The organism is Microbacterium sp. SORGH_AS_1204 (genome assembly GCF_030818935.1).
Lineage (GTDB): Bacteria > Actinomycetota > Actinomycetes > Actinomycetales > Microbacteriaceae > Microbacterium.
The window spans coordinates 386,201-410,988 of sequence record NZ_JAUTBD010000001.1; the positions used below are offsets into that span (position 1 = coordinate 386,201).

22 protein-coding genes are annotated in these 24,788 nt (G+C 72.5%); 10 read left to right on the forward strand and 12 right to left on the reverse strand.

Going from position 1 to position 24,788, the window contains the following annotated elements:
* Positions 1 to 22: 22 nt before the first annotated feature.
* Genes mtnB through QE410_RS01770 form a run of 8 tightly spaced genes read right to left on the reverse strand, consistent with a single transcriptional unit; the run spans position 23 to position 8,751 of the window.
* Positions 23 to 661 (reverse strand): methylthioribulose 1-phosphate dehydratase, encoded by a 639-nt coding sequence (gene mtnB / locus QE410_RS01735; protein WP_307327109.1) that lies wholly within the window; start codon positions 659 to 661, stop codon positions 23 to 25.
* Complete coding sequence (gene mtnC, locus QE410_RS01740) at positions 658 to 1,362, reverse strand: acireductone synthase (RefSeq protein WP_307327111.1); 705 nt, start codon at positions 1,360 to 1,362, stop codon at positions 658 to 660. Before mtnC ends, mtnB begins: the two co-directional genes overlap by 4 nt.
* Positions 1,359 to 2,393, reverse strand: a complete 1,035-nt coding sequence (locus QE410_RS01745; RefSeq protein ID WP_307327113.1) for an NAD(P)-dependent oxidoreductase — start codon at positions 2,391 to 2,393, stop codon at positions 1,359 to 1,361. The genes mtnC and QE410_RS01745 overlap by 4 nt, the downstream gene beginning before the upstream one ends.
* On the reverse strand, positions 2,390 to 4,090 hold the full coding sequence (locus QE410_RS01750) for an FGGY-family carbohydrate kinase (protein ID WP_307327116.1): 1,701 nt from the start codon (positions 4,088 to 4,090) through the stop codon (positions 2,390 to 2,392). The genes QE410_RS01745 and QE410_RS01750 overlap by 4 nt, the downstream gene beginning before the upstream one ends.
* Positions 4,087 to 5,199: an ABC transporter permease gene (locus QE410_RS01755; RefSeq protein WP_307327118.1), complete on the reverse strand. Its 1,113-nt coding sequence runs from the start codon at positions 5,197 to 5,199 to the stop codon at positions 4,087 to 4,089. Before QE410_RS01755 ends, QE410_RS01750 begins: the two co-directional genes overlap by 4 nt.
* The gene (locus QE410_RS01760; RefSeq protein ID WP_307327120.1) at positions 5,196 to 6,197 is read right to left on the reverse strand and encodes an ABC transporter permease; all 1,002 of its coding nucleotides are present in this window, start codon (positions 6,195 to 6,197) and stop codon (positions 5,196 to 5,198) included. Before QE410_RS01760 ends, QE410_RS01755 begins: the two co-directional genes overlap by 4 nt.
* On the reverse strand, positions 6,194 to 7,741 hold the full coding sequence (locus QE410_RS01765; RefSeq protein WP_307327122.1) for a sugar ABC transporter ATP-binding protein: 1,548 nt from the start codon (positions 7,739 to 7,741) through the stop codon (positions 6,194 to 6,196). The genes QE410_RS01760 and QE410_RS01765 overlap by 4 nt, the downstream gene beginning before the upstream one ends.
* Positions 7,738 to 8,751 (reverse strand): sugar ABC transporter substrate-binding protein, encoded by a 1,014-nt coding sequence (locus QE410_RS01770; protein WP_307327124.1) that lies wholly within the window; start codon positions 8,749 to 8,751, stop codon positions 7,738 to 7,740. Before QE410_RS01770 ends, QE410_RS01765 begins: the two co-directional genes overlap by 4 nt.
* Positions 8,752 to 8,956: 205 nt before the next feature.
* On the opposite strand from QE410_RS01770, the gene QE410_RS01775 reads away from it, so the two are divergent.
* The 3 genes from QE410_RS01775 (at position 8,957) to rocD (ending at position 12,374) form a co-directional block, all read left to right on the forward strand.
* A complete protein-coding gene (locus QE410_RS01775; RefSeq protein WP_307327126.1) occupies positions 8,957 to 9,916 on the forward strand; it encodes a carbohydrate kinase family protein in 960 nt (319 codons plus the stop codon).
* A gap of 359 nt (positions 9,917 to 10,275) precedes the next feature.
* Complete coding sequence (gene ddaH / locus QE410_RS01780) at positions 10,276 to 11,160, forward strand: dimethylargininase (protein ID WP_307327128.1); 885 nt, start codon at positions 10,276 to 10,278, stop codon at positions 11,158 to 11,160.
* Positions 11,157 to 12,374 (forward strand): ornithine--oxo-acid transaminase, encoded by a 1,218-nt coding sequence (rocD, locus tag QE410_RS01785; protein WP_307327130.1) that lies wholly within the window; start codon positions 11,157 to 11,159, stop codon positions 12,372 to 12,374. Before ddaH ends, rocD begins: the two co-directional genes overlap by 4 nt.
* A 93-nt stretch (positions 12,375 to 12,467) precedes the next feature.
* On the opposite strand, the gene QE410_RS01790 is transcribed toward rocD, so the two are convergent.
* The 3 genes from QE410_RS01790 to QE410_RS01800 form a co-directional block, all read right to left on the reverse strand.
* Positions 12,468 to 14,006 (reverse strand): molybdopterin-dependent oxidoreductase, encoded by a 1,539-nt coding sequence (locus QE410_RS01790; RefSeq protein ID WP_307327132.1) that lies wholly within the window; start codon positions 14,004 to 14,006, stop codon positions 12,468 to 12,470.
* An 83-nt stretch (positions 14,007 to 14,089) separates the two neighbouring features.
* On the reverse strand, positions 14,090 to 14,407 hold the full coding sequence (locus tag QE410_RS01795; protein ID WP_307327135.1) for a hypothetical protein: 318 nt from the start codon (positions 14,405 to 14,407) through the stop codon (positions 14,090 to 14,092).
* Positions 14,404 to 14,640 (reverse strand): addiction module protein, encoded by a 237-nt coding sequence (locus QE410_RS01800; RefSeq protein WP_307327137.1) that lies wholly within the window; start codon positions 14,638 to 14,640, stop codon positions 14,404 to 14,406. Before QE410_RS01800 ends, QE410_RS01795 begins: the two co-directional genes overlap by 4 nt.
* An 82-nt stretch (positions 14,641 to 14,722) precedes the next feature.
* On the opposite strand from QE410_RS01800, the gene QE410_RS01805 reads away from it, so the two are divergent.
* From QE410_RS01805 to QE410_RS01825, 5 genes are all read left to right on the forward strand, one after another.
* Positions 14,723 to 15,892 (forward strand): alpha/beta fold hydrolase, encoded by a 1,170-nt coding sequence (locus QE410_RS01805; protein WP_307327139.1) that lies wholly within the window; start codon positions 14,723 to 14,725, stop codon positions 15,890 to 15,892.
* A 90-nt stretch (positions 15,893 to 15,982) separates the two neighbouring features.
* Positions 15,983 to 17,029: an acyl-CoA dehydrogenase gene (locus QE410_RS01810; RefSeq protein WP_307327141.1), complete on the forward strand. Its 1,047-nt coding sequence runs from the start codon at positions 15,983 to 15,985 to the stop codon at positions 17,027 to 17,029.
* Positions 17,023 to 18,531 (forward strand): PIG-L family deacetylase, encoded by a 1,509-nt coding sequence (locus QE410_RS01815; RefSeq protein ID WP_307327143.1) that lies wholly within the window; start codon positions 17,023 to 17,025, stop codon positions 18,529 to 18,531. The genes QE410_RS01810 and QE410_RS01815 overlap by 7 nt, the downstream gene beginning before the upstream one ends.
* A 5-nt stretch (positions 18,532 to 18,536) precedes the next feature.
* On the forward strand, positions 18,537 to 19,247 hold the full coding sequence (locus tag QE410_RS01820) for a glycosyltransferase family 2 protein (RefSeq protein ID WP_307327145.1): 711 nt from the start codon (positions 18,537 to 18,539) through the stop codon (positions 19,245 to 19,247).
* Positions 19,248 to 19,333: 86 nt separating this feature from the next.
* Complete coding sequence (locus QE410_RS01825; RefSeq protein ID WP_307327148.1) at positions 19,334 to 20,515, forward strand: zinc-dependent alcohol dehydrogenase; 1,182 nt, start codon at positions 19,334 to 19,336, stop codon at positions 20,513 to 20,515.
* 241 nt (positions 20,516 to 20,756) lie between these two features.
* On the opposite strand, the gene QE410_RS01830 is transcribed toward QE410_RS01825, so the two are convergent.
* Positions 20,757 to 21,980 carry a carbamoyl-phosphate synthase large subunit gene (locus QE410_RS01830; protein WP_307327150.1) on the reverse strand — a complete coding sequence of 408 codons (1,224 nt, stop codon included), beginning with the start codon at positions 21,978 to 21,980 and terminating at the stop codon, positions 20,757 to 20,759.
* 106 nt (positions 21,981 to 22,086) lie between these two features.
* Here QE410_RS01830 and QE410_RS01835 point away from each other — a divergent pair, with 106 nt between their 5' ends.
* The gene (locus tag QE410_RS01835) at positions 22,087 to 23,856 is read left to right on the forward strand and encodes a circularly permuted type 2 ATP-grasp protein (protein WP_307327153.1); all 1,770 of its coding nucleotides are present in this window, start codon (positions 22,087 to 22,089) and stop codon (positions 23,854 to 23,856) included.
* Positions 23,850 to 24,782 (forward strand): alpha-E domain-containing protein, encoded by a 933-nt coding sequence (locus QE410_RS01840; protein WP_058233492.1) that lies wholly within the window; start codon positions 23,850 to 23,852, stop codon positions 24,780 to 24,782. The genes QE410_RS01835 and QE410_RS01840 overlap by 7 nt, the downstream gene beginning before the upstream one ends.
* Positions 24,783 to 24,788 lie beyond the last annotated feature (6 nt).

Here is a 24,788-nt window from a genome sequence, read left to right on the forward strand (position 1 = left end):
CGGTGGGGTGGATGCCGTCGGCTCAGCGCGTCGCGACGGCGAAGCGCAGCAGCCACTCGGTGATCTCGAGGTGGCGACGGGCGGCCGCGACGTCGCTGCCCCAGGCGTACATGCCGTGGTTCGCCACGATCAGGGCGGGCACTTCGGGCACCTCGGCGGTGGCGGGGCGGTAAACATCGTCGAACCAGGCGGCCTCGACGCTCATGTCCTGGTGGTTGCGGATGACGGGGACGGTCACCGTCTCATCGTCGGCGAGGTGGCCGATGCCCTTGAGCATCTCCATGTCGCGGATCTCGACGCCCCCCGGCCAGCGGTGCCCGGCGACGACGGCGTCGAACGCGTGCACGTGGAACACCGCGTTCGCGCCGGTGCGCGCCGCGATGTGGGCGTGCAGGCCCGACTCGGCCGACGGCGGGCGGTGGTCATCGGGGTCGATCGCGTTTCCCTCGGCGTCGATGAGCACGACGTCGGCGTCGGTGAGCAGCGACTTGTCGAGGCCCGAGGCGGTCACGGCGAGCACGAGCGGATCGCGGTCGACGACGACCGACAGGTTGCCCGAGGTGCCGCGCATCCAGCCGTAGCCCGAGAAGCGCGAGGCCTCGGCGGCGAGGGCGGCGCCGGCGGCCTGCACGCGGTCGCGCGAGGGGAGCAGAACGCTCATCGGGTCACCTCGATCTCGTCGAAGGATGCCACGGCGGGCGCGGCGAAGTCGGCTCCGGCCCACGGCTCGCCGGCGCGGTCGAGGGCGACGACCTGCCAGCCGGCGGCGAGCGCCGCAGCGACTTCGTCGGGGTGGTCGGTGAGGAAGAGGGCGCGCTCGGGGGCGACGTCGAGTGCGGCGGCGATCTTGTCGAACGACGCGCTCTCCTTCTTGGGTCCGGCCTTGACCGTGTCGAAGAAGTCCTCGACGAGCGGGGTCAGGTCGCCCTGCGGCGCGTGACGGAACCACGGCACCTGCGAGGCGACCGAGCCCGACGAGTACACGGCGAGGCGGATGCCGGCTTCGTGCCAGGCCTCGAGGCGCGGCGGAACGTCGTCGAAGAACTGCGAGTGGATCTCACCGGCGGCGAAGCCCTCGGCCCAGATGATGCCCTGCAGCGTCTTCAACGGCGTCGACTTGACGTCTTTCGCCATGAGCTCGCGGAGCGCCTCGGCGATCTCGGCGTCGGTGGCCTCGGCATCCAGGCCCGTCTCCGCGATCGCGTCGGCGCGAGCGGCGCGCACGGTGTCGTCGTCGCGCCCGAGCAGACCCTCCAGGCGCGGACGGGCGTAGTCGTAGAGGTCGCCGAGGATGAAGCCGGCGGCCGAGGTGGTGCCCTCGATGTCGAGCACGACGACGTCGGCGGTGGCGGAGACGGTCATGAGGTGGGGGAGTCCTTTGCGTCGGTGGTCGGGGAGGCGGGCACCGCGGAGCCGGGCGTCTCGGGAGCGGGGGCCTGCGCCGCGAAGAAGGATGCCACGGCGGCGGCGGCGATGCGGGAGTGCTCGACCACGACATCGTCGGACGCCCCGGCGATGTGCGGGGTGAGAGTGACGTTCGAGAACGTGAGCAGCTCGTCGTCGGCGGCGAGCGGCTCGTCGTGGAAGACGTCGAAGCCTGCCCCCGCGATACGCCCCTCGCGCAGCACCGCGAGCAGCGCGTCGCGGTCGACGAGGGCGGCGCGGCCGGCGTTGACGAGGTAGGCGTCGGGGCGCAGCAGCGCGAGCTCGCGCGCGGCGATCAGCCCGGTGGTCTCGGGGGTGAGCGGAACGTGCAGGGTCACGATGTCGCTGGTGGTGAGCAGGTCGTCGAGCTCGAGGTGCTGCACGTCGTCGCCGAGGGCACCCGGGGCGAGGAACGGGTCGTACACGGCGACGCGCATGCCGAAGCCCTGCGCGCGGCGCACCACGCGTCGTCCGACCGCGCCGCCGCCGACCACGCCCAACTGTCGTCCCGACAGGCCGATGCCGCGGAAGCGCGCGTACGGCTCGAAGACGTCGTCGCTGCTCCAGTTGCCCGCGCGCAGCCATGCCGAGGCGGCGGGCACGTGTCGCACGGTCGCGAGCAGCAGCGCGAGGGTGAAGTCGGCGGTGACATCGGCGTTGCGGCCCGGGGTCGTGCGCACCTCGACGCCCCGCGCGGCGCACGCCGCCAGGTCGACGTTGGCGGGGTTGGCACGGCAGGCCACGACCAGCGACAGGCGGGGAGCCGCCGCGAGGGCGTCGTCGTCGATGCGGTCGAGCTCGGCGATCACGACGTCGGCCTCGGCCAGGGCGGCGGCGAACACGGGGTCGGCGGCGGCGCGGGCGCCGAGCGACTGCCCGGTCTCGGCCTCGGATGCCGTGACGACCTCGCCCGGGAGGTCGGCGGCGACGCGCGGATCGAAGGGCGCGGTGATGACGATGCGGGTCACGCGGGAGTCCTCTCGGGGGCGGGGACGTCGAGGGAGGGGGCGTCGAGGTGCGCGGCGGGGGCCGCGGCGGCGGTGCGCTCGACGTCGGCGCGCGCGGCGGCGGGCGGTTCCGAGTCGTCGGCGCGCGCGGCGGCGGCGACCTGCGGGGTGTGGGCGACGGCGGCCGTCTCGCCCGTGCCGGCCGGGGGAGCCGCCGCGGCGAGACGCCCGAGCGACCGCAGCGCGGGCCATTCCGGCCGCAGCGCCGCCCGCACGCGCGCGAACACCTCGCGCGCCGCGGCGAGGGCGGGCGAGGGGCGAGGGGCGAACTCGACGCTGTCGGCGGGGAACACCCGCACGGCCGTCTCGAGGTCGTCGGCGAGGCCGGCGGCGACCAGGGCGACGGTCGCGGCCCCGCGCGCCCCGACCTCGGGGTCGGCGGTGCGCACGATCGTGCGCCCCGACACATCGGCCAGCAGCTGGCACAGCAGGTCGCTGCGCGCGCCGCCGCCGCACACGGGCACGCGGTCCGCGGCATCCAGCAGGTCGAGGCACTCGGCGACCGAGAACGCCAGGCCCTCGAAGACGCTCCGCAGCAGCTGGGCGGGGGTGGTCGTGACGTTCATGCCGACCCACGACGCCGAGGCCGCGGCATCCACGAACGGGGCGCGCTCGCCGCTGGGCGAGCCGTAGGGCAGGTAGATGACACCGCCGCTGCCGTCGGGCGCCGTGCGCGCGAGGCGTTCGAGCTCGGTCCAGCTGCGGTCGGCGAGGCCGAGGGTGCCTCGTACCCAGTCGAGGTTGGGCGTGCCGACCATCGACGACAGGGCTTCGAGCACCTGGGTGCCGCGGCCGGTGGGGATGAGGATGCCGATCCCGCTGTCGGCCGCCGCGCGGTCGACGCGGTTGACGGCCACGGTCGCGGTCGTGCCGAGCACCACCCAGCCGTCCTGGTCGGCGAGCGCGCCGAGACCCACGGGGCAGGCGGCGGAGTCGACGAGGCCGATCGCGACGGGCACGCCGGCGCGGAGGCCGAGCTCGGCGGCGGCATCGTCGGTGAGGGTGCCGCCGTGCTCGTGCGGGGCGCGGACGGGCGGGAGCAGATGCGCGAAGCGGCGGTGGTCGAGCGCGTCGATCATCTCGTCGGAGTACGCGAGGGTCGCCGGATCGAGGTACGTGCGCGACGCCTCGGAGGGATCGGTCGCGACTTCGCCGGCGAGGCGGTGACGCACCGCGTCCTTGCAGTTGAGGTGGTGAGCGGCGCGGGCGAGCACGTCGGGCTCGGTCTCGGCGAAGCCGTCGAGCAGCACGGGGAGGGTGCCGGGGAAGCTGGCCGAGCCGGTGGCGGCGATCACCGTGGCATCCCGTCCGTCGCGCTGCCAGGCGGTCACGCGGTCGGCGTTCCGGCCGTCGAGCCACAGGGCGGCGGGACGCACCTGCCGCCCCTCGGCGTCGACGAGCCACGCGCCGTCGCCCTGCCCGGTCACACCGATCGCGACGACGTCGGGGGCCGTGCTGCGCGCCTGCGACAGCGCCTGGCGCACGGCGCCGACGACAGCCTCCCAGACGAGGTCGATGTCGCTCTCGGCACCGCCGTCGGGGGTGCGCACGACCGCGACCGACCGGTGCCCGGCGGCGAGCGTCTCGCCCTCGAGCGAGTACAGCACGGCCTTGACGGCGGTGGTGCCGGCGTCGATGCCGAGGACGGCGGGGGTCACGCGGTGCCGCCCGGGGTGGTGTCGCCGGTGCGCGGGGCGGCTGCGGCGTCCGGGGCGACCGCGCCCAGACCGGCGGCGCCCGGTCGGGCCGCCGCGACAGCGGGCTTGCGCTCCGCCGCCGCCCGCGCGCGCTGCGCGACGGTGTACGCCAGCACGAGGGCGACCAGCAGCACCACGCCCTGCACCGCGGCCTTCACGTTGAAGTCGAGCCCGAGCAGGTCGAGGCCGTTCGCCAGCACGCCGAGGAACAGCACACCCACGACGGTACCGGGCACGTTGGGCCGCGAGCGCGGGTGCATCGACGCGCCGATGAACACCGCGGCAATGGCATCCAACAGGTAGCTGAAGCCCGCGAGCGGGGTGTACAGCCGCAGCGACGCGCTGAGCAGGATGCCGCCCGCCGCGCACAGCACGCCCGCGCCGACGTAGACGAGCACGCGGATGCGACGGGTGCGCAGCCCCGCGACGACGGCCGCGCGATCCTGCAGGCCCATGGCCTGGATGCGCACACCGGCGGGCGTGCGGTGCAGCAGGATGCCGATGCCCACGGCCGCGACCGCGGCGATGATGACCGGGATGCCGACTCCGAGCACGTCGCCCGAGCCGAGGAAGGTGAAGCCCTCGGGAGCCGCGCGGAAGCTGACGCTCGCGCCGCCGTTCGTACCGATCTGCTGGGCGCTGCGCCCGATGAAGAACGTGCCGAGGGTGGCGAGGAAGGGCGTGACGCCGAGCCCCACGATGAGGAAGGCGTTGAGCGCCCCGATCAGCGCGCCGCCGAGCAGGCCCAGCAGCACGGCGACGGGCCACGGCATCCCGAACGACATCATCGACACGATCGCGAACCACGCGCCGAAGTCCACGGCGACGGCGGCGGAGAGGTCGATGCCGCCGGACGACACCACGACGGTGAGGGCGAGGGCGACCAGCAGCAGGATCGCGACGCCGTCGAGCACGTTGAGCAGGTTGCTCGGACGCAGGAACGCGTCGCTCGCGAACGAGAAGAACACGACCAGCAGCGCGAAGGCGGCGACGAAGCCGTAGCGGGTGACGGTGGCCGCGGCGGAACCGGCGACGCCCGACCAGCGGGTGCGGGTGGCGGTGGTGCTCACGCGCGGGCCTCCTCGCTCTTGCGGGCGGCCGCGGCGGCCACGACGAGCAGGATCAGCACGCCCTTGAAGCCGTCGACCCAGGCGTTGGCGACGCGCGAGAGGATGAGGCCGTTCGACAGCAGCGCCACGAAGAGCGCGCCCAGCACCGATCCTGCGACGGTCACGGTGCCGCGCCGGGTGAAGGCGGCGCCGAGGAACGTCGCCAGCACCATGTCGACCATGAGGCGCTCGTCGATGCCCGGGCTGCTGCCCGAGCCGCGGGCGATGAGCAGCAGCGAGCTGAGACCGGCCACGACCCCCGCGATGACGAACGTCGACATGATGTAGCGCTGGGCCGGGATGCCGGCGAAGATCGCGGCATCCCGGTTTCCGCCCACCGCCTGCAGGCGCCGGCCGTAGGGGGTGCGGGCCATGACGAACACGAGCACCGCGGCGACGATCAGCATGAGGACCGCCGCGAGCGGGATGCCCGCGACGCGCGTGTCGCGCACGGCCACGATCAGCGGGTCGGCGACGTCGATGCGACGGTTGCCGCTGACCACGCGGGTGATGCCGACGACCGCGACGTACACCGCGAGGGTCGCGAGGATCGACGAGAGCCCGACCCAGCCGACGAGGATGGCGTTGAGCAGCCCGAAGACGGTGGTGACCAGGATGCCGAGGGCGAAGGCGACCGCGAAGGGCGTACCGTACGTGGTCAGCTGATCGCTGACGATCGCGGTGGCCAGGGCGGCGGTCGCGGGGATCGACAGGTCGATGCCCCCGACCACGACATCGTCGCCGCCGCCGATCACGACGATGGCGAGGCCCATCGCGACCAGGGCCACCGGCGCCGCCTGGGTGAGGCTGGCGGTGACGTTGGCGACGCCGAGGAAGCCCTTCGCCGTGACGGCGAGGTAGACGGTCATCGCGAGGACGACCAGCAGCGGGCCGCGCCGGGCCAGCAGGCTCCGCACGCGCGGGGCGAGCGCGGGGCGCTCGGGGGCGAGGGTGCTCACGCGGCATCCCCTTCGGTTCGAGGGTCGGCGGTGCTGCCGGTGACCAGCGCACTGAGGTGCTCGAGGGTCAGACCATCGGTCGACACCTCGTGCGCGACGCGCCCGCGCTCGAGCACCACGATGCGGTCGCTGAGTCCGAGCACCTCGGCCGGGTCGGTCGAGACGACGACGACGGCGGTTCCGGATGCCGCGAGCTCGGCCAGCAGGCGGTAGATCTCCTGCTTCGCGCCGATGTCGACGCCGACCGTCGGCTCGTCGAGCACGATGACGCGGGCGCCGGCGGCGAGGCTGCGGCCCAGCACGACCTTCTGCTGGTTGCCGCCGCTGAGCAGGCGCGTCTGCACGGCCGTGTCGCGGGGGCGGATGTCGAGGCGCTCCGCGAGCTGCGACGCACGCTCGCGGGAGGCGGCGTCGTCGAGGAGTCCCCCGCGGCTGCCTTCGCCGAGGGTCGACAGCGTGAGGTTGCGCTGCGTCGAGAAGTCGAGCACGACGCCGTCGTGACGGCGGTCGCGCGGCACGAGCACGACACCCGCGTCGAGGGCCGCGGCCGGGCTCGACGGGCGGAAGCGGCGGCCCGAGAGCGACAGCTCGCCCGTGTGACGGTGCAGGCCCACCAGGGACTCTGCCAGCTCGGAGGCTCCCGAGCCGAGCAGGCCGGTGACGCCGAGGATCTCGCCGGGGCGCACGTCGAGGTCGACGCCCTGCACGACCGACCCGACGCGCAGGCCGCGGGCGCGCAGCACCGGCTCGGCGATGGGGGCCGCGCGGCGGGCGGGGTAGAGGTCGTCGATCTCGCGCCCGATCATCAGGCGGATCATCTCGCGGCCGCTCTCGGCGTCGACCGTCTCGATGCGGCCCACATCGAGACCCCCGCGCAGCACCGTGACCCGATCGCAGATGCGGGTGACCTCGCCGAGATAGTGCGAGATGTACAGACTCGAGATCCCCCGATCGCGAAGCCGCGCGATGATGCCGAGCAGCTGTTCCGCCTCGGCGCTGGCGAGCGGAGCGGTGGGCTCGTCGAAGACGATGAGGCGCGCGTCGTCGTCGACGAGCGCCCGGGCCACCTGCACGAGCTTGCGCTCGGCGGGCCCGAGGTCGCGCACGAGACGGGTCGGCGAGAGCCGGATGCCGAGCACGTCGTGCAGCACCTCGGTGACCCGGGCCTTCATGCGGCGTCCCCGCAGCATGCCCCCCGCGCTCTGCTCGTTGCCGAGCCAGACGTTCTCGGCCACCGTCATATCGGGCACGAGCTGGAGTTCCTGGTGCACGAAGCGGATGCCGGCCGCGTGCGCATCGGCGGGCGTCAGCGTGCCGGCGTCCGTGCCGCCGATGACGACCGAACCGGCATCGCGCGCGTAGATGCCGGCGAGGATCTTGATGAGCGTGGACTTGCCTGCGCCGTTCTCGCCGACGAGGCCGTGCACCTCGCCCGGGCGCACGTCGATCGAGGCGCCCCGGAGAGCCGGGACGCCCGCGAACGCCTTCGTGACGCCGGTCATGTGCAGGACCGGCGTCACGAAGGAGGAGGAGCTGTTCGTCACTGGGTGTAGCCCAGCTCCTTCGAGACCTTCTTCGCCTCGTCGGGGCCGGCGACCGGGATCGTGTCGACATAGCTGACCTTCTCGACCTCTTCGCCGAGGAAGTATTTGCCGACGTTGTCGGCCGAGATCGTCGCGATCTTGCGCGGCAGCTGGGCGATGTTGCCGACGAACGGGCTGTTCGGCTCGCTCATGATCTCGAGCGTGTCGGGGCCGGCGTCGAAGGCGGTGACCTTCACGTCGGTGCGGCCCGAGTCCTCGATCGCCTGCACGACGCCGATGGCCGGCTGGTCCCAGCACGCCACGTGGATGTCCTGGATGGTGCCGACCGGGTACTTCTCCAGCAGCGCGAGCGTCTGCTGACGTGCGTCGTCGGGGGCGTTTGCGAACTGCTCGGCGAGCTCGGGCTCGATCAGCTTGATGTTCGGGTAGTTCGTGGCGAGTTCGTTCTTCCACGCGTCGTAGCGCTCGCCGCAGAACGACAGGCTCGATCCGAACGCGTTGAAGACGGCGATGCTGCCCTCGCCCCCGAGCGCGTCACCGGTGATCTTGCCCAGGGCCGTGCCGCCCACCACGTTGTCGGACTGCGCGTTGTTGACGGCCCACTCCGAGGCGTGGTCCACACCGAACACGGGGATGCCGGCGTCGTGCAGCTGCTGCAGCTTCGGGTCGACCGAGGCGTCGCCGAGGATCGTGATGACGGCGTCGACGTTCTGCGCGAGGAAGATGTCGTGGTTCTGCGCGTGCAGGGTGTTGTCGCGGTTGCCGTCGGTGGTGAGCACCGTGCCGCCGAGCTTCTCGACCTCGTCGACCGCACCCTGGAAGGCCTCGCGGTCCCAGAAGTGCTGCGTGCCGACGACGGCGACGCCGATGGTCTTGCCGGCGAGCGGCTGGCTGGCGTCGACGCCCTCGCCGTTCGGGGCGGAGGACTCGGACGAGACGGTCGTGCAACCGGCGAGGGCCAGGCCTGCCGCCACGACGATCGCCGGAAGGGCGAAGAGGGACTTTCTCACGGTGGGCTCCTGTGGGGCCGGTGGGCGCTCGCGTCGGTGCGCGCGTCGCCGCGGGTGCTGTGTGGGGTATCGCCGAGAATCGGCTTCCTCAGCGTAGGGAGTGCCTCGGGCGACGTTCGACCCGATCGTCACACGATGACATGAAAGCGGCGATGCTCCCGTCGTCAGTAAGATGCGCCCGTCCCACCCCCGCCCGAGGAGACCCATGCCCCCGCTCACCCGTCGCGTCGTCACCGCCGGCCTCCACGTCGCCGATGTGCTCGGCCGCTACGTCGATGCCATCCCGCCCGGGCAGGGTCTCGCGCTGCTCGACGAGATCCGCCTCACCGTCGCCGGTACCGCCGCGGCCACCGCCGTCGACCTCGCGCGGCTCGGGGTCCCCGTCGCGACGGTGGGAGCGGTCGGCGACGATGCCCTGGGCGCGTTCCTGCGCGCCACGATGGCGGGCGAAGGCGTCGATGTGGAGGGCCTCGCGGTGCGCCCCGAACGGCCCACGTCGGCGACGATGCTGCCGATCCGGCGCGACGGCAGTCGTCCGGCGCTGCACGTCATCGGCTCGAACGCGGCGATCCGGCCCGAGGATCTGGCATCCATCGATCTGAGCGACGTGGCGGTGCTGCACCTCGGCGGCACGTGCCTGCTGCCGGGCATCGACGGCGCGCCCAGCGTCGAGCTGCTGCGCCGTGCGCGCGAGGCCGGAGTCGTCACCACCATGGACTTCATCCCGACCGGCGCAGCGGCCGACCGCGAGGCGGTGCTGCCGTGTCTGCCGTACGTCGACTACCTCTTCCCGAGCGAGGAGGACGCCCTGTCGTTCGCGGATGCCGCGACGCTGAGCGAGGCGATCACGTTCTACCTGGATGCCGGGGTTTCCACCCTCGTGATCACCCGCGGTGCCGCCGGCGTCAGCGTCAGCACGCACGCCGACCGGGACATGCGTCTGCCGGCATACACCGTCGACGTCGTCGACACGACCGGCTGCGGCGATGCCTTCAGCGCCGGGTTCATCTGGGGCCTGGTCGACGGGCTCAGCACGGCGGAGTGCGCGGAGCGGGGCCTGGCGTGCGGCAGCCTCGTCGCCACGGGCCTCGGATCGGACGCGGGCCTGCACTCCGCGGCCGACGTCGCCCGGCTGCGGGCGGAGGGCGTGCGCGGCACGGTGTGATTCGGCATCCGGTGGTCGGCGCGCAGGGTCGGCTCGGGCAACCCGTGTACATCGCGGAGGTTGTGCGGCGCGTGCGGGTCCGCCGGTCGCCGTGCAGAAAGTCGGTGATTCGCGCACCCTCCGTCGGGTCGGGGTGGATGCCGCTGAGTTCGTGCACATCGCGGAGGTTGTGCGGCGCGAGTCCGCGCCGCGTCAGGGGGTTGTGCGGCGCCGCTCGCGCCCGCTCGCACGCGCGTGCGAGAATGGCCCCGGCGTGCTCGGACCGACCTTTCCCCGCACGGTGTCACGACACCGACGGGTTCGAAGGGCCACCGAGCCCCAGGACAGCGTCCGCCGCACCTTTCCTCCGAGGAGCAGAGATGTCCGCTACCCCCGCCGCCGCCGCCGTCGCATCCGAGACGGTCGAGCGCGTCCAGCAGCACCGTCGATACCTGATGTGCCGTCCCGACCACTTCACGGTCAGCTACAGCATCAATCCGTGGATGGAGCCCTCGCGCCCCACCGACACCGACCTCGCCCTGACGCAGTGGCAGTCCCTGTACGACACGTACAAGGAGCTCGGCCACGAGATCGAGCTCATCGACCACGTCGAGGGGCTGCCCGACATGGTCTACACCGCCAACGGCGGCTTCGTCATCGACGGCGTCGCATACGGTCCCAAGTTCCGCTTCCGTGAGCGCGCCGCCGAGGCTCCCGCTTTCATCGACTGGTTCGCCGCCAACGGCTTCGAGGTCGCCGAGCCCGTCGAGGTGAACGAAGGCGAGGGCGACTTCCTGCTCGTGGGCAGCACGATCCTGGCCGGAACGGGCTTCCGCTCGACCGGCGACAGCCACCGCGAGGTGGGCGAGGTGTTCTCGCGCGAGGTCGTCTCGCTGACGCTCACCGACCCGCGGTTCTATCATCTCGACACCGCCATCGCCGTGCTCGACCCGGTCGAGGGCCCCGGCGGCGTCGACAAGGCGAACATCGCCTACCTCCCCAATGCGTTCGACGAGCGCAGCCAGGCGATCCTGCGCGAGCGCTACCCGGATGCCATTCGCGTCTCGGATGCCGACGGCTCGGTGTTCGGACTCAACTCCGCCAGCGACGGCAAGAACGTCATCATCTCCCCTCGCGCCGTCGGATTCGAGGCGCAGCTGCGCGAGCGCGGCTATACCCCGGTGACGGTGGACCTCTCCGAGCTGCTGCTCGGCGGCGGCGGCATCAAGTGCTGCACGCTGGAGCTGCGCGGCGGTGCCCGATGAGCGTCACCCTCGACGACCTCGGTGCGCGCCTGATCGCCGACGAGGGCGCCCACCTGGCGCACAACTATCACCCGCTGCCCGTCGTCGTCTCGCGCGCCGAGGGCGTGTGGGTCACCGACGTCGAGGGCAAGCGCTACCTCGACCTGCTGTCGGCGTACTCTGCGCTCAACTTCGGGCACGGCCATCCCGCGATCCTCGCCGCCGCCCGCGAGCAGCTCGACCGCCTGACGCTGACGAGCCGGGCGTACCACAACGACCGTCTCGGTCCTTTCGCCACCGCGCTGTCGCAGCTGTGCGGCAAAGACCTCGTGCTGCCGATGAACACCGGCGCCGAGGCCGTCGAGACCGGCATAAAGGTCGCGCGTGCGTGGGGCTACCGGACGAAGGGGATCGCCCCGGACGCCGCGACGATCATCGTCGCGAACGGCAACTTCCACGGCCGCACCATCACGATCGTCGGCTTCAGCGACGACCCCGTGGCCCACGACGACTTCGGTCCCTACGCGCCCGGCTTCGTGCACGTGCCCTACGGCGACGCGGATGCCATCGCCGCGGCCATCGACGAGAACACCGCCGCGGTGCTGCTCGAGCCCATCCAGGGCGAGGCCGGGGTCGTCCTGCCGCCCGACGGGTTCCTCCGCCGCGTGCGCGAGATCTGCACCGAGAACAACGTGCTGTTCATCGCCGACGAGATCCAGTCGGGCCTCGGCCGCGTGGGCGAGACGTTCGCGTGCGACCGCGAGGGTGTCGTTCCCGACGTCTACCTCCTCGGCAAGGCGCTGGGCGGTGGCATCCTGCCCCTGTCGGCGGTCGTCGCGAACGACGACGTGCTCGGCGTCATCCGCGCCGGTGAGCACGGCTCGACGTTCGGCGGCAACCCGTTGGCGGCCGCGGTGGGGCTGCGCGTCGTCGAGATGCTGGCATCCGGAGAATTCCAGACCCGCGCCAAGGCGCTCGGCGCCCACCTCGAACCGGCGCTGCGCGCGCTCATCGGCCACGGCGTGACCGGCGTGCGCATCGCGGGCCTGTGGGCCGGCGTCGACATCGACCCCGCGTACGGCACGGGCCGCGAGATCGCCGAGAAGCTGCTGTCGCGCGGCGTACTGGTCAAAGACACGCACGGTCAGACGATCCGCATCGCCCCGCCGCTGACGATCCGCGCGACCGAGCTCGACTGGGCCGTCGACCAGCTGAAGCACGTTCTGTCGGCCTGACGCCCCACGCGCCCCGCGCCCGATCCGCGTGAGGGGTCATTTTCTGTCGCTTCCGAGTGTCCTCGGCGACAGAAAATGACCCCTCGCGCGTGCTCAGGCGACCGTGATCCGCACTTCCGCCCACCCCGTCGCGCCGTCGGGGGCGGGTGGGGTGCGGGTCTCGGTCTGCATCTCGCCGGCGGTGGAGATCGCGCGGCAGCGGAGCGTGTGCTCGCCGGCCGCCGCCTGCCAGGGGATGCTCCACTGCACCCACGTGTCGGCCGAGATGGCGGTGGCGAGGGTCGCGGGCTGCCACGGCCCGTCGTCGATCTGCACCTCGACGCCGGAGACGCCGACGTGCGTCTGCCAGGCGACGCCCGCGATGACCGTGTCGCCCGCCGCGACACGCGCACCGGAGCGTGGCACGTCGATGCGCGACTGCAGCTTCACCGGGCCGCGCTCCGACCAGCCGCGCGGCGTCCAGTACCCTTCGGCGCGGTCGAAGCGCGTCACCTCGAGCTCGGTCACCCACTTAGTCGCCGAGACGTAGCCGTAGAGCCCCGGAACGACCATGCGCACCGGGAACCCGTGCTCGATCGGCAGCGGTTCGCCGTTCATGCCGATGGCCAGCAGCGCATCGCGGTCGTCGGTCAGCGCCTCGAGGGGCGAGGATGCCGTGAACCCGTCGATGGAGTGCGAGAGCACCATGTCGGCCTCGGCGGTGGGGCGTGCCCGCGCGAGGACGTCGCGCAGCGGCACGCCGAGCCAGCGGGCGGTGCCGACGAGATCGCCGCCGACGCCGTTCGACACGCACACGAGGGTCGCGACCGTCTCCTGCTGCGGCAGGGCGACGAGGTCGTCCCAGCGCAGCACCACCTCCTGCTCGACGAGGCCGTGGACGCGCAACGACCAGGTCGCGGGGTCGACCTGGGGCACGACGAGGGCGGTGTCGATGCGGTAGAAGTCGGCGGCGGGCGTGATCACGGGGGAGAGGCCGTCGATGCCGAGCTCCGCGCTCGCCGGCACGTCGGCCGTGGTCGACGGGGTCGGCAGGCGCAGTGCCGCTCGGACGGCGCTCACCGCGCGCGCACCGCCGCTCAGGGCGACCGACCCCAGCGCCGCCAGCGCGCCCGCCATCACCGCGACACCCGAGAGCGCGAGCACGCCGCGTCGGGTGAGCCCGGTGTCGGCGGGCGCGAGCGTCGAGGGCCGGCGGAGGCGGCGCAGCAGCAGGGCGGTCACGGTCGCCGCGACGCCGCCCGCGACGATCGACGGCAGGGGCGAGAGCGTGCCCGCGTCGGCGCGGGTCATCGCGACGACGGCTCCGACGACTCCGAGCCCGACGAGCACGACCCGGCCCCACGGCGGGCGGCGCCACTCCAGCAACCCGGCCAGACCCGCCACCACGAGCAGCAGCACGGCGATGCCGACGAGCAGCGCCGCCTTGTCGCCCGTGCCGAAGAGGCTGATGGCGAGGTTCTTCGCCCACGCCGGCGCGATGTCGATCATGCCGCCGCCGATGACGGCGAAAGGGCTGGCCGAGGGCGCGACGACCGCCGCGACGAGCTCGCCGAGCCCCGCGCCGAGCACGGTCGCCCCGATGGCGGCGGCGGAGGCGGGGATGCCGCGGAAGGAAGACGTCGTGCGGGTCACGAACGGAGCCTATGGATGCCGGTGCCCACCGACGCCGTCCGCGCCGGGTTTCACAGCCAACCGGAATCTCGCGCGCCGGTGACTCAGGCGTCGCGGCGGAGCGCCCAGAACGCCGGTTCGCGGCGCTCGTGCGCGTACGCGAGGATCACGACACCCGCCGGCTCGACGGCGTAGACGATCCGGCACGGGAACCCGTGCATGGCCTTGCTCCGGACGATCGTCCCGTCGCCGAGAGTTCGGGCAGGCGGCGACGCATCGGGCCACTCAGCGATATCGTGGCGGGCCTGCTCCGCCCGGTCCAGGAGCAACGCGCCGAGTCCCGTCCGCTCCTGTTCGTACCAATGAACGGCGGCGTCGAGTTCTGCGGCGGCCTCCGGATGCTCGCGCTGACGAGCCGTCACTCGGCGAGCGAGGCGCGGAGGCGCGCGTAATGCGCGTCGGCGTCGATGGTCCCCGATGATCCGTCGCGCGCGGTGTCGAGGCGACGGGCCGCCTCTGTGAGCCAGGGCTCCCCGACGTCGTCGGACTCGGATGACGGGTGGAGACTCTGCAGGAGGGCGTTCGCGACGACCGCACGTTGATCGGGGTCGAGCGCGAGTGCGTCCCTGATGAGGGTGAGGGTCTCAGGCGCCATGTGGCCGAGTGTACGTCGATTCATACCGCAGGCACAGAAGCTCTCCACAGCGGCATCCCGCCCACGCGAGTAGCGTGCTGGCATGCGCGAGACCCCGCGGTCGATCCGCCGCCCCGCCGGGGGAGGTGCGCCGGCGTTCGACCTGACGTACGTGCGCACCGGGCCGCGCGGTGGGACGCCCGTCGTCGTGATCCCGGGCGGCCCCGGGCTCGCCTCCCTCCTGCCCTATCGCGGCCTGCGGCGGTGGGCGGCGCGGGGTGGCCTCGACCTCGTGATGGTCGAGCACCGCGGGGTGGGGCGGTCGCGCACCGACCTCGACGGCCGTCCCCTGCCCTCCGAGGCGATGCGGATCGCGTCGGTGCTCGACGACCTCGTCGCGGTGCTGGATGCCGAGGGCATCGACCGGGCGGTGGTCGTCGGCTCGTCGTACGGCAGTTATCTGGCGATGGCGTTCGGGGCGCGGCATCCGGAGCGCGTGGCATCCATGCTGCTCGATTCGGCCCTGCAGTCCACGCGCGACGTCGGCCTCGAGCGGGCGCGCCTTCGCGAGTTGTTCTGGGATGCCGACGACGAGATGGCCCGCGGCGTGAAGCGTCTCATGGCCGCCGGTGTCGCCCCACGGGTCGTGCTCGACATCGTGCGCGCGGCGTACGAGCTGGGCGGCTGTGACCTCGCTCTGCCGCTGCTGCGCCACCGGCCCGGATTGGCGTGGCGAGTCCTCGGTGCATACGCCACCCGTGATGGCGGGCTGCCGCGCATCCCCGGCGTCTACGAGTTCGACCTCGTCGGCGCCATCGCGTTCCGCGAGCTCGGCTACGCCGGCACCCCCGACGGGCACCCGCTCGATCCGGCGCTGACCTACCTTCCGCTCGCGCACCTGTTCCCCGCTTTCGTCGGTGAGTCCGTCGATCTCGTCGGGGCGGTGCGCTCGTTCGATTTCCCGCTCGTGGTGCTCTCGGGCGACCGCGACCTGCGTACCCCGCCCGCGATCGCCGAGCGGGTGGCGGCGTCGGCCCCGGATGCCACCCTCGTGCGCATCCGCAACGGACACAGCGCCCTCGACACGCACCCGCTGGCGCTGCTGAACGCGACGCGGCGGCTGGTGCGGGGGCAGCAGGCGAGGCTGCCCGGCGACGAGGCCGCCCTCGACCGCCTGCCGCGCAAAGGGGCGTCGGCGTCGTTCCCCCGGTTGCTGCTCGCCGTCGCCCACCTCGACGCGCTGCTGCACGGCCGCGTGCGGTCGCGTCGCTGACCGAGCCGCGCCCTTGCCCGGCACTGCCGGGATCGGGCCGCGATGTCAACGATCTAGACGGAATCCGCAACGATTCCTTCACTGACGTGCGTGACCGACGGTGACCATCCCGCCTTCCCCCTGCTCATCTCCGACCCGACCCCCGGCCTCGACGACGTTCGTGGCGCCCTGCGCCGAGCGGATGCTGTGCCTGCCTTCGGCAGCGACGTCGCCGCCACGCTCGCGTGGGCCACTGCCGTCGCCCCGCCGGCCTCGGTCGCGGCGACGTGGGAACTGCTCGCGTCGGTCGCCGCCCGCGACGTCGCCGCCGCGCGCGTGCTCGAGCCGCACCTCGACGCCCTCGCGATCCTCGACGAGGCCGCGGCGGCCGGTTTCGCGATCGACGTCGACACGGCTGGTTCGTGGGGCGTGTTCGCCGCCGAAGGCGCGGGCCTGCGGCTGGAGGCACGACAGGATGCCGACGGCTGGACGCTCCGCGGCACGAAGCCCTGGTGTTCTCTCGCCGCCGACCTCGATCACGCGCTCGTCACCGCCTGGATCGACGACGAGCGCCGACAGCTCTTCGCGCTCGACCTTCGCGACCCGGCCGTCACCGCACGCTCCGGTCCCTGGTACGCGCGGGGTCTCGATCGCGTCGTCAGCGCGCCGATCGACGTCGACGGGGCTCGGGCCGTTCCGGTGGGGGATGCCGGGTGGTACCTGCGTCGGCCCGGCTTCGCGCACGGCGGGGTCGGGGTCGCGGCGTGCTGGTGGGGCGCGGCGACGCCCCTGCGCACCGCGCTCGCCGCCGCGGCGGGCGGGGAACACGCCGACCAGCTCTCGCGCGTACACCTCGGCCGGGCCGACACGGCGCTCTGGGCCGCGCGCGCCGTCCTCGTCGAGACCGCGGCGGTGTTCGACGCCGGGGGCTCGGCATCCGAAGGTCTGCGGGCCGCACGCGCGCGTGCGGTCGTCGCCGACGCGGTCGAGACGACGATCGCCGAAGCCGCGCACGCGCTCGGGCCGCTGCCGCTCGTCGCCGACGAGGCGCACGCCCGGCGCGTCGCCGACCTGCAGGTCTACGTCCGCCAGCACCACGCGGAGCGCGATCTCACGAAGATCGGCGGCGACGTGGCAGGGGGTGACGGCGCATGGTGAGTTTCGACCACCGCGAGCCGGGCACCGACGAGGGATCCTGGACCGCCGCCCTGCGCCGCGACCTTCCCGCGCTCGACCTCGACGTCGACCGGCTCCTCGTCGTCGCGGCGCACCCCGACGACGAGACGCTCGGCGCGGCGGGGCTCCTCGCCACGGCCGCTGCCCGTGGCATCCCGGTCGACCTGCTGGTCGCAACCGACGGTGAGAGATCGCATCCCGACTCGCCCACGCACACGCCCGCGACGCTCGCGCTGCTGCGCCGCCGGGAGCTTCACGCCGCGATGGGCCAACTCGGGCTGAGCGCCGCCCCGGTCTTCCTCGGCCTGCCTGACGGGGGGACCGACGAGCACCGCGACGCCATCGCCGCGGCCGTGACGCACGCTCTCGACCGCGCCGGTTCCGACCGCGTGCTCGTGCTGTCGCCCTGGCGCGGCGACGGACACCGCGATCACCGCGTCGTCGGCGAGATCGTCGAGGAGGTGTGCGCGGCCCGCGGGGTGCGCTCGCGCGCGTTCCCGATCTGGCTCTGGCATTGGGGCACCTCCGACGATGTGCCGTGGGATCGCGCCGAGCGTCTCGCGCTCGACCCGAGCGTTCAGGATGCCAAGACCCGCGCCCTCGACGCGCACGCGAGTCAGCTGCGACCGCTGTCGCCGGCGCCGGGCGACGAGGCGATGGTGCACGTTCGCATGCGCGCGCACTTCGAGAGGGATGCCGAGGTGTTCTTCGCGCCGGAGGGAGTCGGGGCGAGCGCCGGCGCCGAGGTGCGGGATGCCGAGGGCTCTTCCGTGCCGCAGGGCGCGGGCGCGACGCCGGCGCCGACCGCGAGGATGGCGGAGGGCGCCGGCGCGAGCGTGGTCGTGCCGCGGGAAAGCGCGGACGCGGCGGGGCCGTCGGCATCCGTCGGCCAGGCCTACTTCGACGACATGTACGCCCGGCACGACGACCCGTGGGGCTTCGATTCGCGCTGGTACGAAGAGCGCAAGCGCGCCGTGCTCCTCGCCGCCCTGCCCTGGCGCCACTACCGCGCGACGTTCGAGGCCGGATGCTCGACGGGTGCGCTCACGGCGCAGCTCGCGAACCGCAGCGACAGGGTGCTCGCCGTCGACCTCGCCGAGGCCGCGCTGGAGCGCGCACGCCTCCGGCTGGGCGACCGCTCGACCGTCGAGCTGCGCCGGGCGACCCTTCCCGACGACTGGCCCGAGGGCGCCTTCGACCTCGTCGTGCTGTCGGAGGTCGCCTACTACTGGGCCGGGGCCGACCTCGATCGCGGGCTCGCCGCCGCCGTCGCCTCGCTCACCCTCGACGGTCACCTCGTCGCCTGCCACTGGCGGCATCCGGTCGCGGAGTATCCGCGCAGTGGCGACGAGGTGCACGATGCGCTCGCCGCACGCCGCGACCTCGTGCGTCTCGTGCGGCACGAAGAGGAGGACTTCGTGCTCGAGGTCTTCGCGCACCCGGGCGCGCGGTCGGTCGCGGCCGAGGCCGGGCTCGTCTCGTGAGGGCGGTGGCCGTCGTCATCCCGGCGCACGACGAAGAGGCCTTGATCGGGCGGTGCCTGGCATCCGTCGTCCGCGCGGTGGCGACGGCGCGCCAGCGGCACCCCGACCTGGTGGCGACGGTCGTCGTGGTGCTGGATGCCTGCACCGACACCACGGCCCCGCAGGTCGCGCGCTGGCCGGTCGAGTCGGTGACGATCGCCGCTCGCCGCGTCGGCACCGCCCGTCGCATCGGGGTCACGCACGCGCTGTCCCTGAGCGACGTCGACCCGCGGCAGACGTGGATCGCGATGACGGATGCCGACACCGTGGTGCCCCCCGACTGGATCACGCACCAGCTCGACCTCGCCGACGCGGGGGTCGACCTCGTGCTCGGCACCGTCCGCCCCGACTTCGCCGACCTCAGCGCCCGACACGCGGCCTACTGGCTCGCGACCCATCACCGCGGCCGACCGCCCGGGAACGTGCACGGCGCGAATCTCGGGGTGCGGGCGAGCACGTACACCGAGGCAGGCGGCATCCCGGATCTCGTCGAGCACGAGGACGTCGCGCTCGTGCGCGCGGTGCGGGCTCTCGGCGCGCGCGAGCGGGCGAGCGACGAGCACGAGGTCGAGACGTCGGGCCGCCTCACGGGGCGCACGCCGGCCGGGTACGCCGCCTCCCTCGCGCGCGTGCACGCCTGGATCGACGCACCGCCGCTGGCGGCCCCGGGCGCCTGACGCATGGCCGGGGGGCTCGTCAACCACCCCGGCCGCGCACGCGCGCCGGGCGCAGACTGGCAGACCCCGGAACGAGAGGCACGACCATGAAGGCACTGACCTGGCAGGGCACGCGCAACGTGAGCGTCGAGGAGGTCCCCGACCCCGAGATCCTCGAGCCCACCGATGCGATCGTGAAGATCACGTCCACCGCGATCTGCGGGTCGGACCTGCACCTCTACGAACTCTTCGGCCCCTTCATCGACAAGGGCGACGTGCTCGGCCACGAGCCGATGGGCGTCGTGGTCGAGGTGGGCTCGGCCGTGACGAACCTCGCCGTCGGCGACCGGGTCGTCGTGCCGTTCAACATCTCGTGCGGCCACTGCTTCATGTGCCGCCGCGGACTGCAGTCGCAGTGCGAGACGACGCAGGTGCGCGAGTACGGCAGCGGGGCTGCGCTGTTCGGTTACACCAAGCTCTACGGTCAGGTGCCGGGCGGGCAGGCGGAGTACCTGCGCGTGCCCCTGGCCGACTACAACCACATTCGCGTCGGTGACGACCTACCCGACGACCGCTACCTCTTCCTCAGCGACATCGTCCCCACTGCCTGGCAGGGCGTGCAGTACGCCGACGTCCCCGAGGGCGGCACGCTCGCCGTCATGGGGCTCGGCCCGGTGGGGCAGTTCGCCGCGCGCATCGGCGTGCACCTCGGCTACCGCGTGCTCGCGATCGAGCCGGAGCCCGAGCGTCGCGCGATGGCCGAGCGCCACGGCATCCTGACCTACGACCTCACCGACACGGTGGTCGACGAGCTCGTCGATCTCACCGAGGGTCGTGGGGCGGATGGGGTGGTGGATGCCGTCGGCATGGAGGCCCACGGCAACGGCGGCATCAAGCTGGCCCAGAACGCCGTCGGCCTGCTGCCTGATGCCCTCGCGCGAAAGCTCATGGACAAGGCCGGGCTCGACCGCCTCGCCGCGGTCTACGCCTCGATCGACCTCGTGCGCCGCGGCGGCACGGTGTCGCTGAGCGGCGTGTACGCCGGTGAGGCCGACGTGCTGCCGATGAAGACGATGTTCGACAAGCAGCTGAACCTGCGCATGGGCCAGTGCAACGTCAAGCGCTGGATCGACGACCTGCTGCCCCTCGTGGAGGACCCCGCCGACCCGCTCGGCGTGATGGACCTGGTGACCCACCACGCCCCGCTCGACGACGCCCCCGGCCTGTACGAGACGTTCCAGAAGAAGCAGGACGGCTGCATCAAGGTCGTGCTGCGCCCCGGCTCCTGACGCCCCGCGAGGGCGCGTGAGGGGTCAGGAATCGTCGCCGGGAGAGGCGCCTGGCGACACTTCTCGACCCCTCGCGCGCTCACGCGCGGCCACGCGCGCGGGGGTGCCAGGCCGCGTGAGGGGTCAATTCTTGTCGCCGGGAGAGACGCCAGGCGACACTTCTTGACCCCTCGCGCGCGGCTACGCGCGGAGGGCAGGCGGGCGCGGGCGGGGGGAAGAGGGGGATGCCGGGAGGCGGCGCTCAGACGCGACCGGCGTGCACGGCCTCGAGGGCGGCGGCATCCGTCTCGCTCATCCCGGCGATGGGCTCGCCGTTCCAGACGATGTCGTCGCCGAGTGCGGCGAGCGCCTCCTTGCGCTCTCCGTGCGAGATCTTCGCGCCGTGCACGATCGTGGCCGGGCTCCACAGCATCGCGGCGTCGTCCCACCATCCGGCGCCGACGTCTCGCACGGTGAGCAGATCGTGCAGCGTCTTCGGCAGGTGCGACAGTGGCTCGGTGAACGCGTCGGCGATCACGGCGAGCGTGATTTGCCGCTGCGTGCCGGGGATCGCGACGACGGGCGCGGCGAGTTCGCCCTGGATCGCCTTCGACACGTCATCGGCGTCGAGCAGGATGACGCCGTTGGTGGGCCGCGGGTTGCACTCGATGATCTTGTAGTCGGGGGCGGCATCGGTACCGTGATCGACGAAGTCGAACGAGATCTGACCCGTGAATCCCGGGTCGAGGGCGCCGACCAGCTGTTGCGTGTACCGCAGCGTGTCGGTGCTGTCGACGGCGACGAAGGCGATCGCGGTGGAGTGCGCCCACTGCTCGGCCGCCTTGTAGGTCGTGTGCGCCTGCACCTTCCCGTCGACGACCACGCTGTACGTGCACACCATCGGCCCGTCGACGAAGGGCTGCACGAGCCACGGCTGCTCGGGCGTGGGCACGCAGTCCTCGACCGGCACCTTGCCGGCGAGCGGGCCGGTGTTCGTCAGCAGGCCCACACCGCCGCGCGAGAACGCCGCGCGGGCGAAATAGCGGGGAAAACGGGCGATGGCGCCGCGCAGCTCGTCGGACGAGGTGACCACGACCGTTTCAGGGATGGGCACCCCGGCCTCCTGCGCCAGACGCTGGAAGCTGGCCTTGTCGTGCAGGCGGGCCAGATCGCTGAATCGGCCCGCATACAGGCGGACGCCCGCGGGGAGGTCTGCCGCGCGGGCGGCGAGGTAGAAGACCTCCTCGAACGTGGGGATGATCAGGTCGATGTCGTGCCTCTCGACGTACCTGCTCACGGTGGCGACGAAGGCATCGGTCTCGAAACGCGGCGACGGCGTCGTCAGGTGCCCGGCGAGGAAGCGCGAGTGGCTTCCGACGGCTCCGTCGTACGTGTCGCCGGCGAAGACGGTGTGACCGGCGCTTCCGAGCTTGCGGATCAGATCGAGCGCGAAGGTGTTGCGGGAACTGGTGACGAGCACGCGCATGGAGGCACCCTTGGTCGTGGCGGCGAGGTGAGCGTCACTCTATCCATCCGCCGAGATCGCCGCCGGGGAAACGTGGCGGCAACACGGCGCTGAGTAGAGTCGACGCATGGGTGACCTGTTCGACGGTTACGGCTCCACGCTGGCGCCGCGCAAGACCGCATCCGGCGTCCCGGCGTTCGACGAGATGTTCGGTGTCCCGGTGAGTCCGGGAGAAGCCGCGCCCTCTCGCGCGGCGTACCGGGAGCTGTACCAGACGCTCGCGCAGATGACCCAGGAGGAGCTGCGCGGTCGCACCGAATCGCTCGCGAGCTCCTACCTCGCCCAGGGCGTGACGTTCGACTTCGCGGGCGAGGAGCGGCCTTTCCCCCTGGATGCCGTGCCTCGCGTCATCGCGTACGACGAGTGGTCGCGCATCGAGGCCGGCGTGAAGCAGCGCGTCAAGGCTCTCGAGGCGTTCCTCGACGATGCCTACGGCAACCAGCACTGCGTGCGCGACGGCATCCTGCCCGCGGGCCTCATCTCGTCGTCGCAGTACTTCTACCGTCAGGCCGCCGGCATCCGCAGCGCCAACGGCGTGCGCATCCAGGTGTCGGGCATCGACCTGATCCGCGACGAGCACGGCGAGATGCGCGTGCTCGAAGACAACGTGCGCGTGCCCTCGGGTGTCTCCTACGTCATCTCGAACCGCCGCGTCATGGCCCAGACACTGCCGGAGCTGTTTGTCTCGATGCGCGTGCGGCCCGTCGGCGACTACCCGAACAAGCTGCTCGCGGCGCTGCGCGCCTCCGCCCCGCCCGGGATCGACGATCCGAACATCGTCGTGCTCACCCCGGGTGTCTACAACTCGGCGTACTTCGAGCACACGCTGCTCGCGCGCCTCATGGGCGTCGAGCTGGTCGAGGGCCGCGACCTGCTGTGCATCGGCGGCAAGGTGTTCATGCGCACGACCCGCGGCCCGCAGCGCGTCGACGTGATCTACCGTCGCGTCGACGACGACTTCCTCGACCCGCTGCAGTTCCGCGCAGACTCGATGCTGGGCGCGCCCGGCCTCATGCTCGCCGCACGCCTGGGCAACGTCACGATCGCCAACGCGGTGGGCAACGGCGTCGCCGACGACAAGCTCCTCTACACCTATGTGCCCGATCTGATCCGGTACTACCTGGCCGAAGAACCCATCCTGAAGAACGTCGACACCTGGCGGCTGGAAGACCCGGGTGCGCTCGAAGAGGTGCTCGACCGCCTCCCCGAACTGGTCGTGAAGCCCGTGGACGGTTCGGGAGGCAAGGGGCTGGTGGTGGGCCCCGACGCCTCGCCGGCCGAGCTCGAGCAGCTGCGCAAGCGCCTGCTCGCCGACCCGCGCGGCTGGATCGCCCAGCCGGTGGTCATGCTCTCCACGATCCCCACCCTGGTGGAAGACGGGATGCGACCCCGCCACGCCGACCTGCGTCCGTTCGCGGTCAATGACGGCGACGACATCTGGGTACTGCCCGGCGGCCTCACCCGCGTGGCGCTGCCCGAGGGGCAGCTCGTGGTCAACTCCAGCCAGGGCGGCGGCTCGAAGGACACGTGGGTGGTCGGCGGTTCGGCCCCCTCGCATGTGGAGTACGGCCAGGGCAACGGCGTCTCGGGACTCGTGGCCGATCAGGCGGCGGTGACCGAGGCGATCCCGATCATCTACGACGGTCAGCCCGCGCCCGCCACCTCTCCCCGCGACCCGCGCCCGAGCGAATCGCGCTCAGGGAAGGAGCAGCAGGAGCAGCAGCAACAGGATGCCGGGGTGCAGCACGGTCCGCAGGCCGAGCAGCAGCAACAGACCCGCGAGCGGGTGCCCGACCCGTCGACGAGCTCAGGGGCGAAGGAGGTCGGTTCATGCTGAGCCGCATCGCGGAGAGCCTGTTCTGGATCGGCCGCTACATCGAGCGCAGCGACGGCACCGCCCGCATTCTCGACGTGCACCTGCAGCTGCTTCTCGAAGACCCCTGGATCGATGAGGACACCGCGTGCCGGTCGTTGCTGAGCGTCATGGGGTCGGCCTGGCCCGAGAACGTCGACACGGTACGCCGCGACGACGTGCTCGCCCGCCTCGCCGTCGACCGCATGAATCCGTCGAGCATCGCCTACTCGCTCACCGCGGCGCGCGAGAACGCCCGGCGCGCGCGTGAGATCGTCTCGACCGAGCTGTGGGAGATCCTCAACACCACGAACTCCCGCATGCCACGGCGGCTGCAGACCGACAAGGTGCACGAGTTCTTCCAGTGGGTGCGCGAGCGTGCCGCCCTGGCGATCGGCATCGTCGACTCCTCGACGAACCGTGACGAGGCGTGGCAGTTCTTCACGCTCGGTCGCAGCATCGAGCGCACCGACATGACGGCGCGCCTTCTCGCCACGCGGTCGCTGACCGAGGTGTCGGGTCCGTCGTGGACGACGATCCTGCGCTCCTGCGGCGCGTACGAGGCGTACCTGCGCACGTATCGCGGGATGCCGAGCGCACGCAATGCGGCCGAGTTCCTGCTGCTGGACCGCCTGTTCCCGCGCTCGATCATCTACTCGATCCAGCGCGCCGAAGACTGCATGAGCGCGATCGACCCCCGCGCCGACCGTGTCGGGCACTCCAACACGGTGCTGCGCGCGCTCGGCCAGATCCGCAACGACCTGGAGTACCGGCCGGTCAGCGACGTGCTCACCGATCTGCCCGAGCACATGCAGCGCGTGCAGACGGTGACGCGCGAAGCGTCGGAGGCCATCCGTTCGCGCTTCTTCCCCACGCAGGCCGAGCCGAGCTGGATCGGGGAGATCTCATGAACCTTC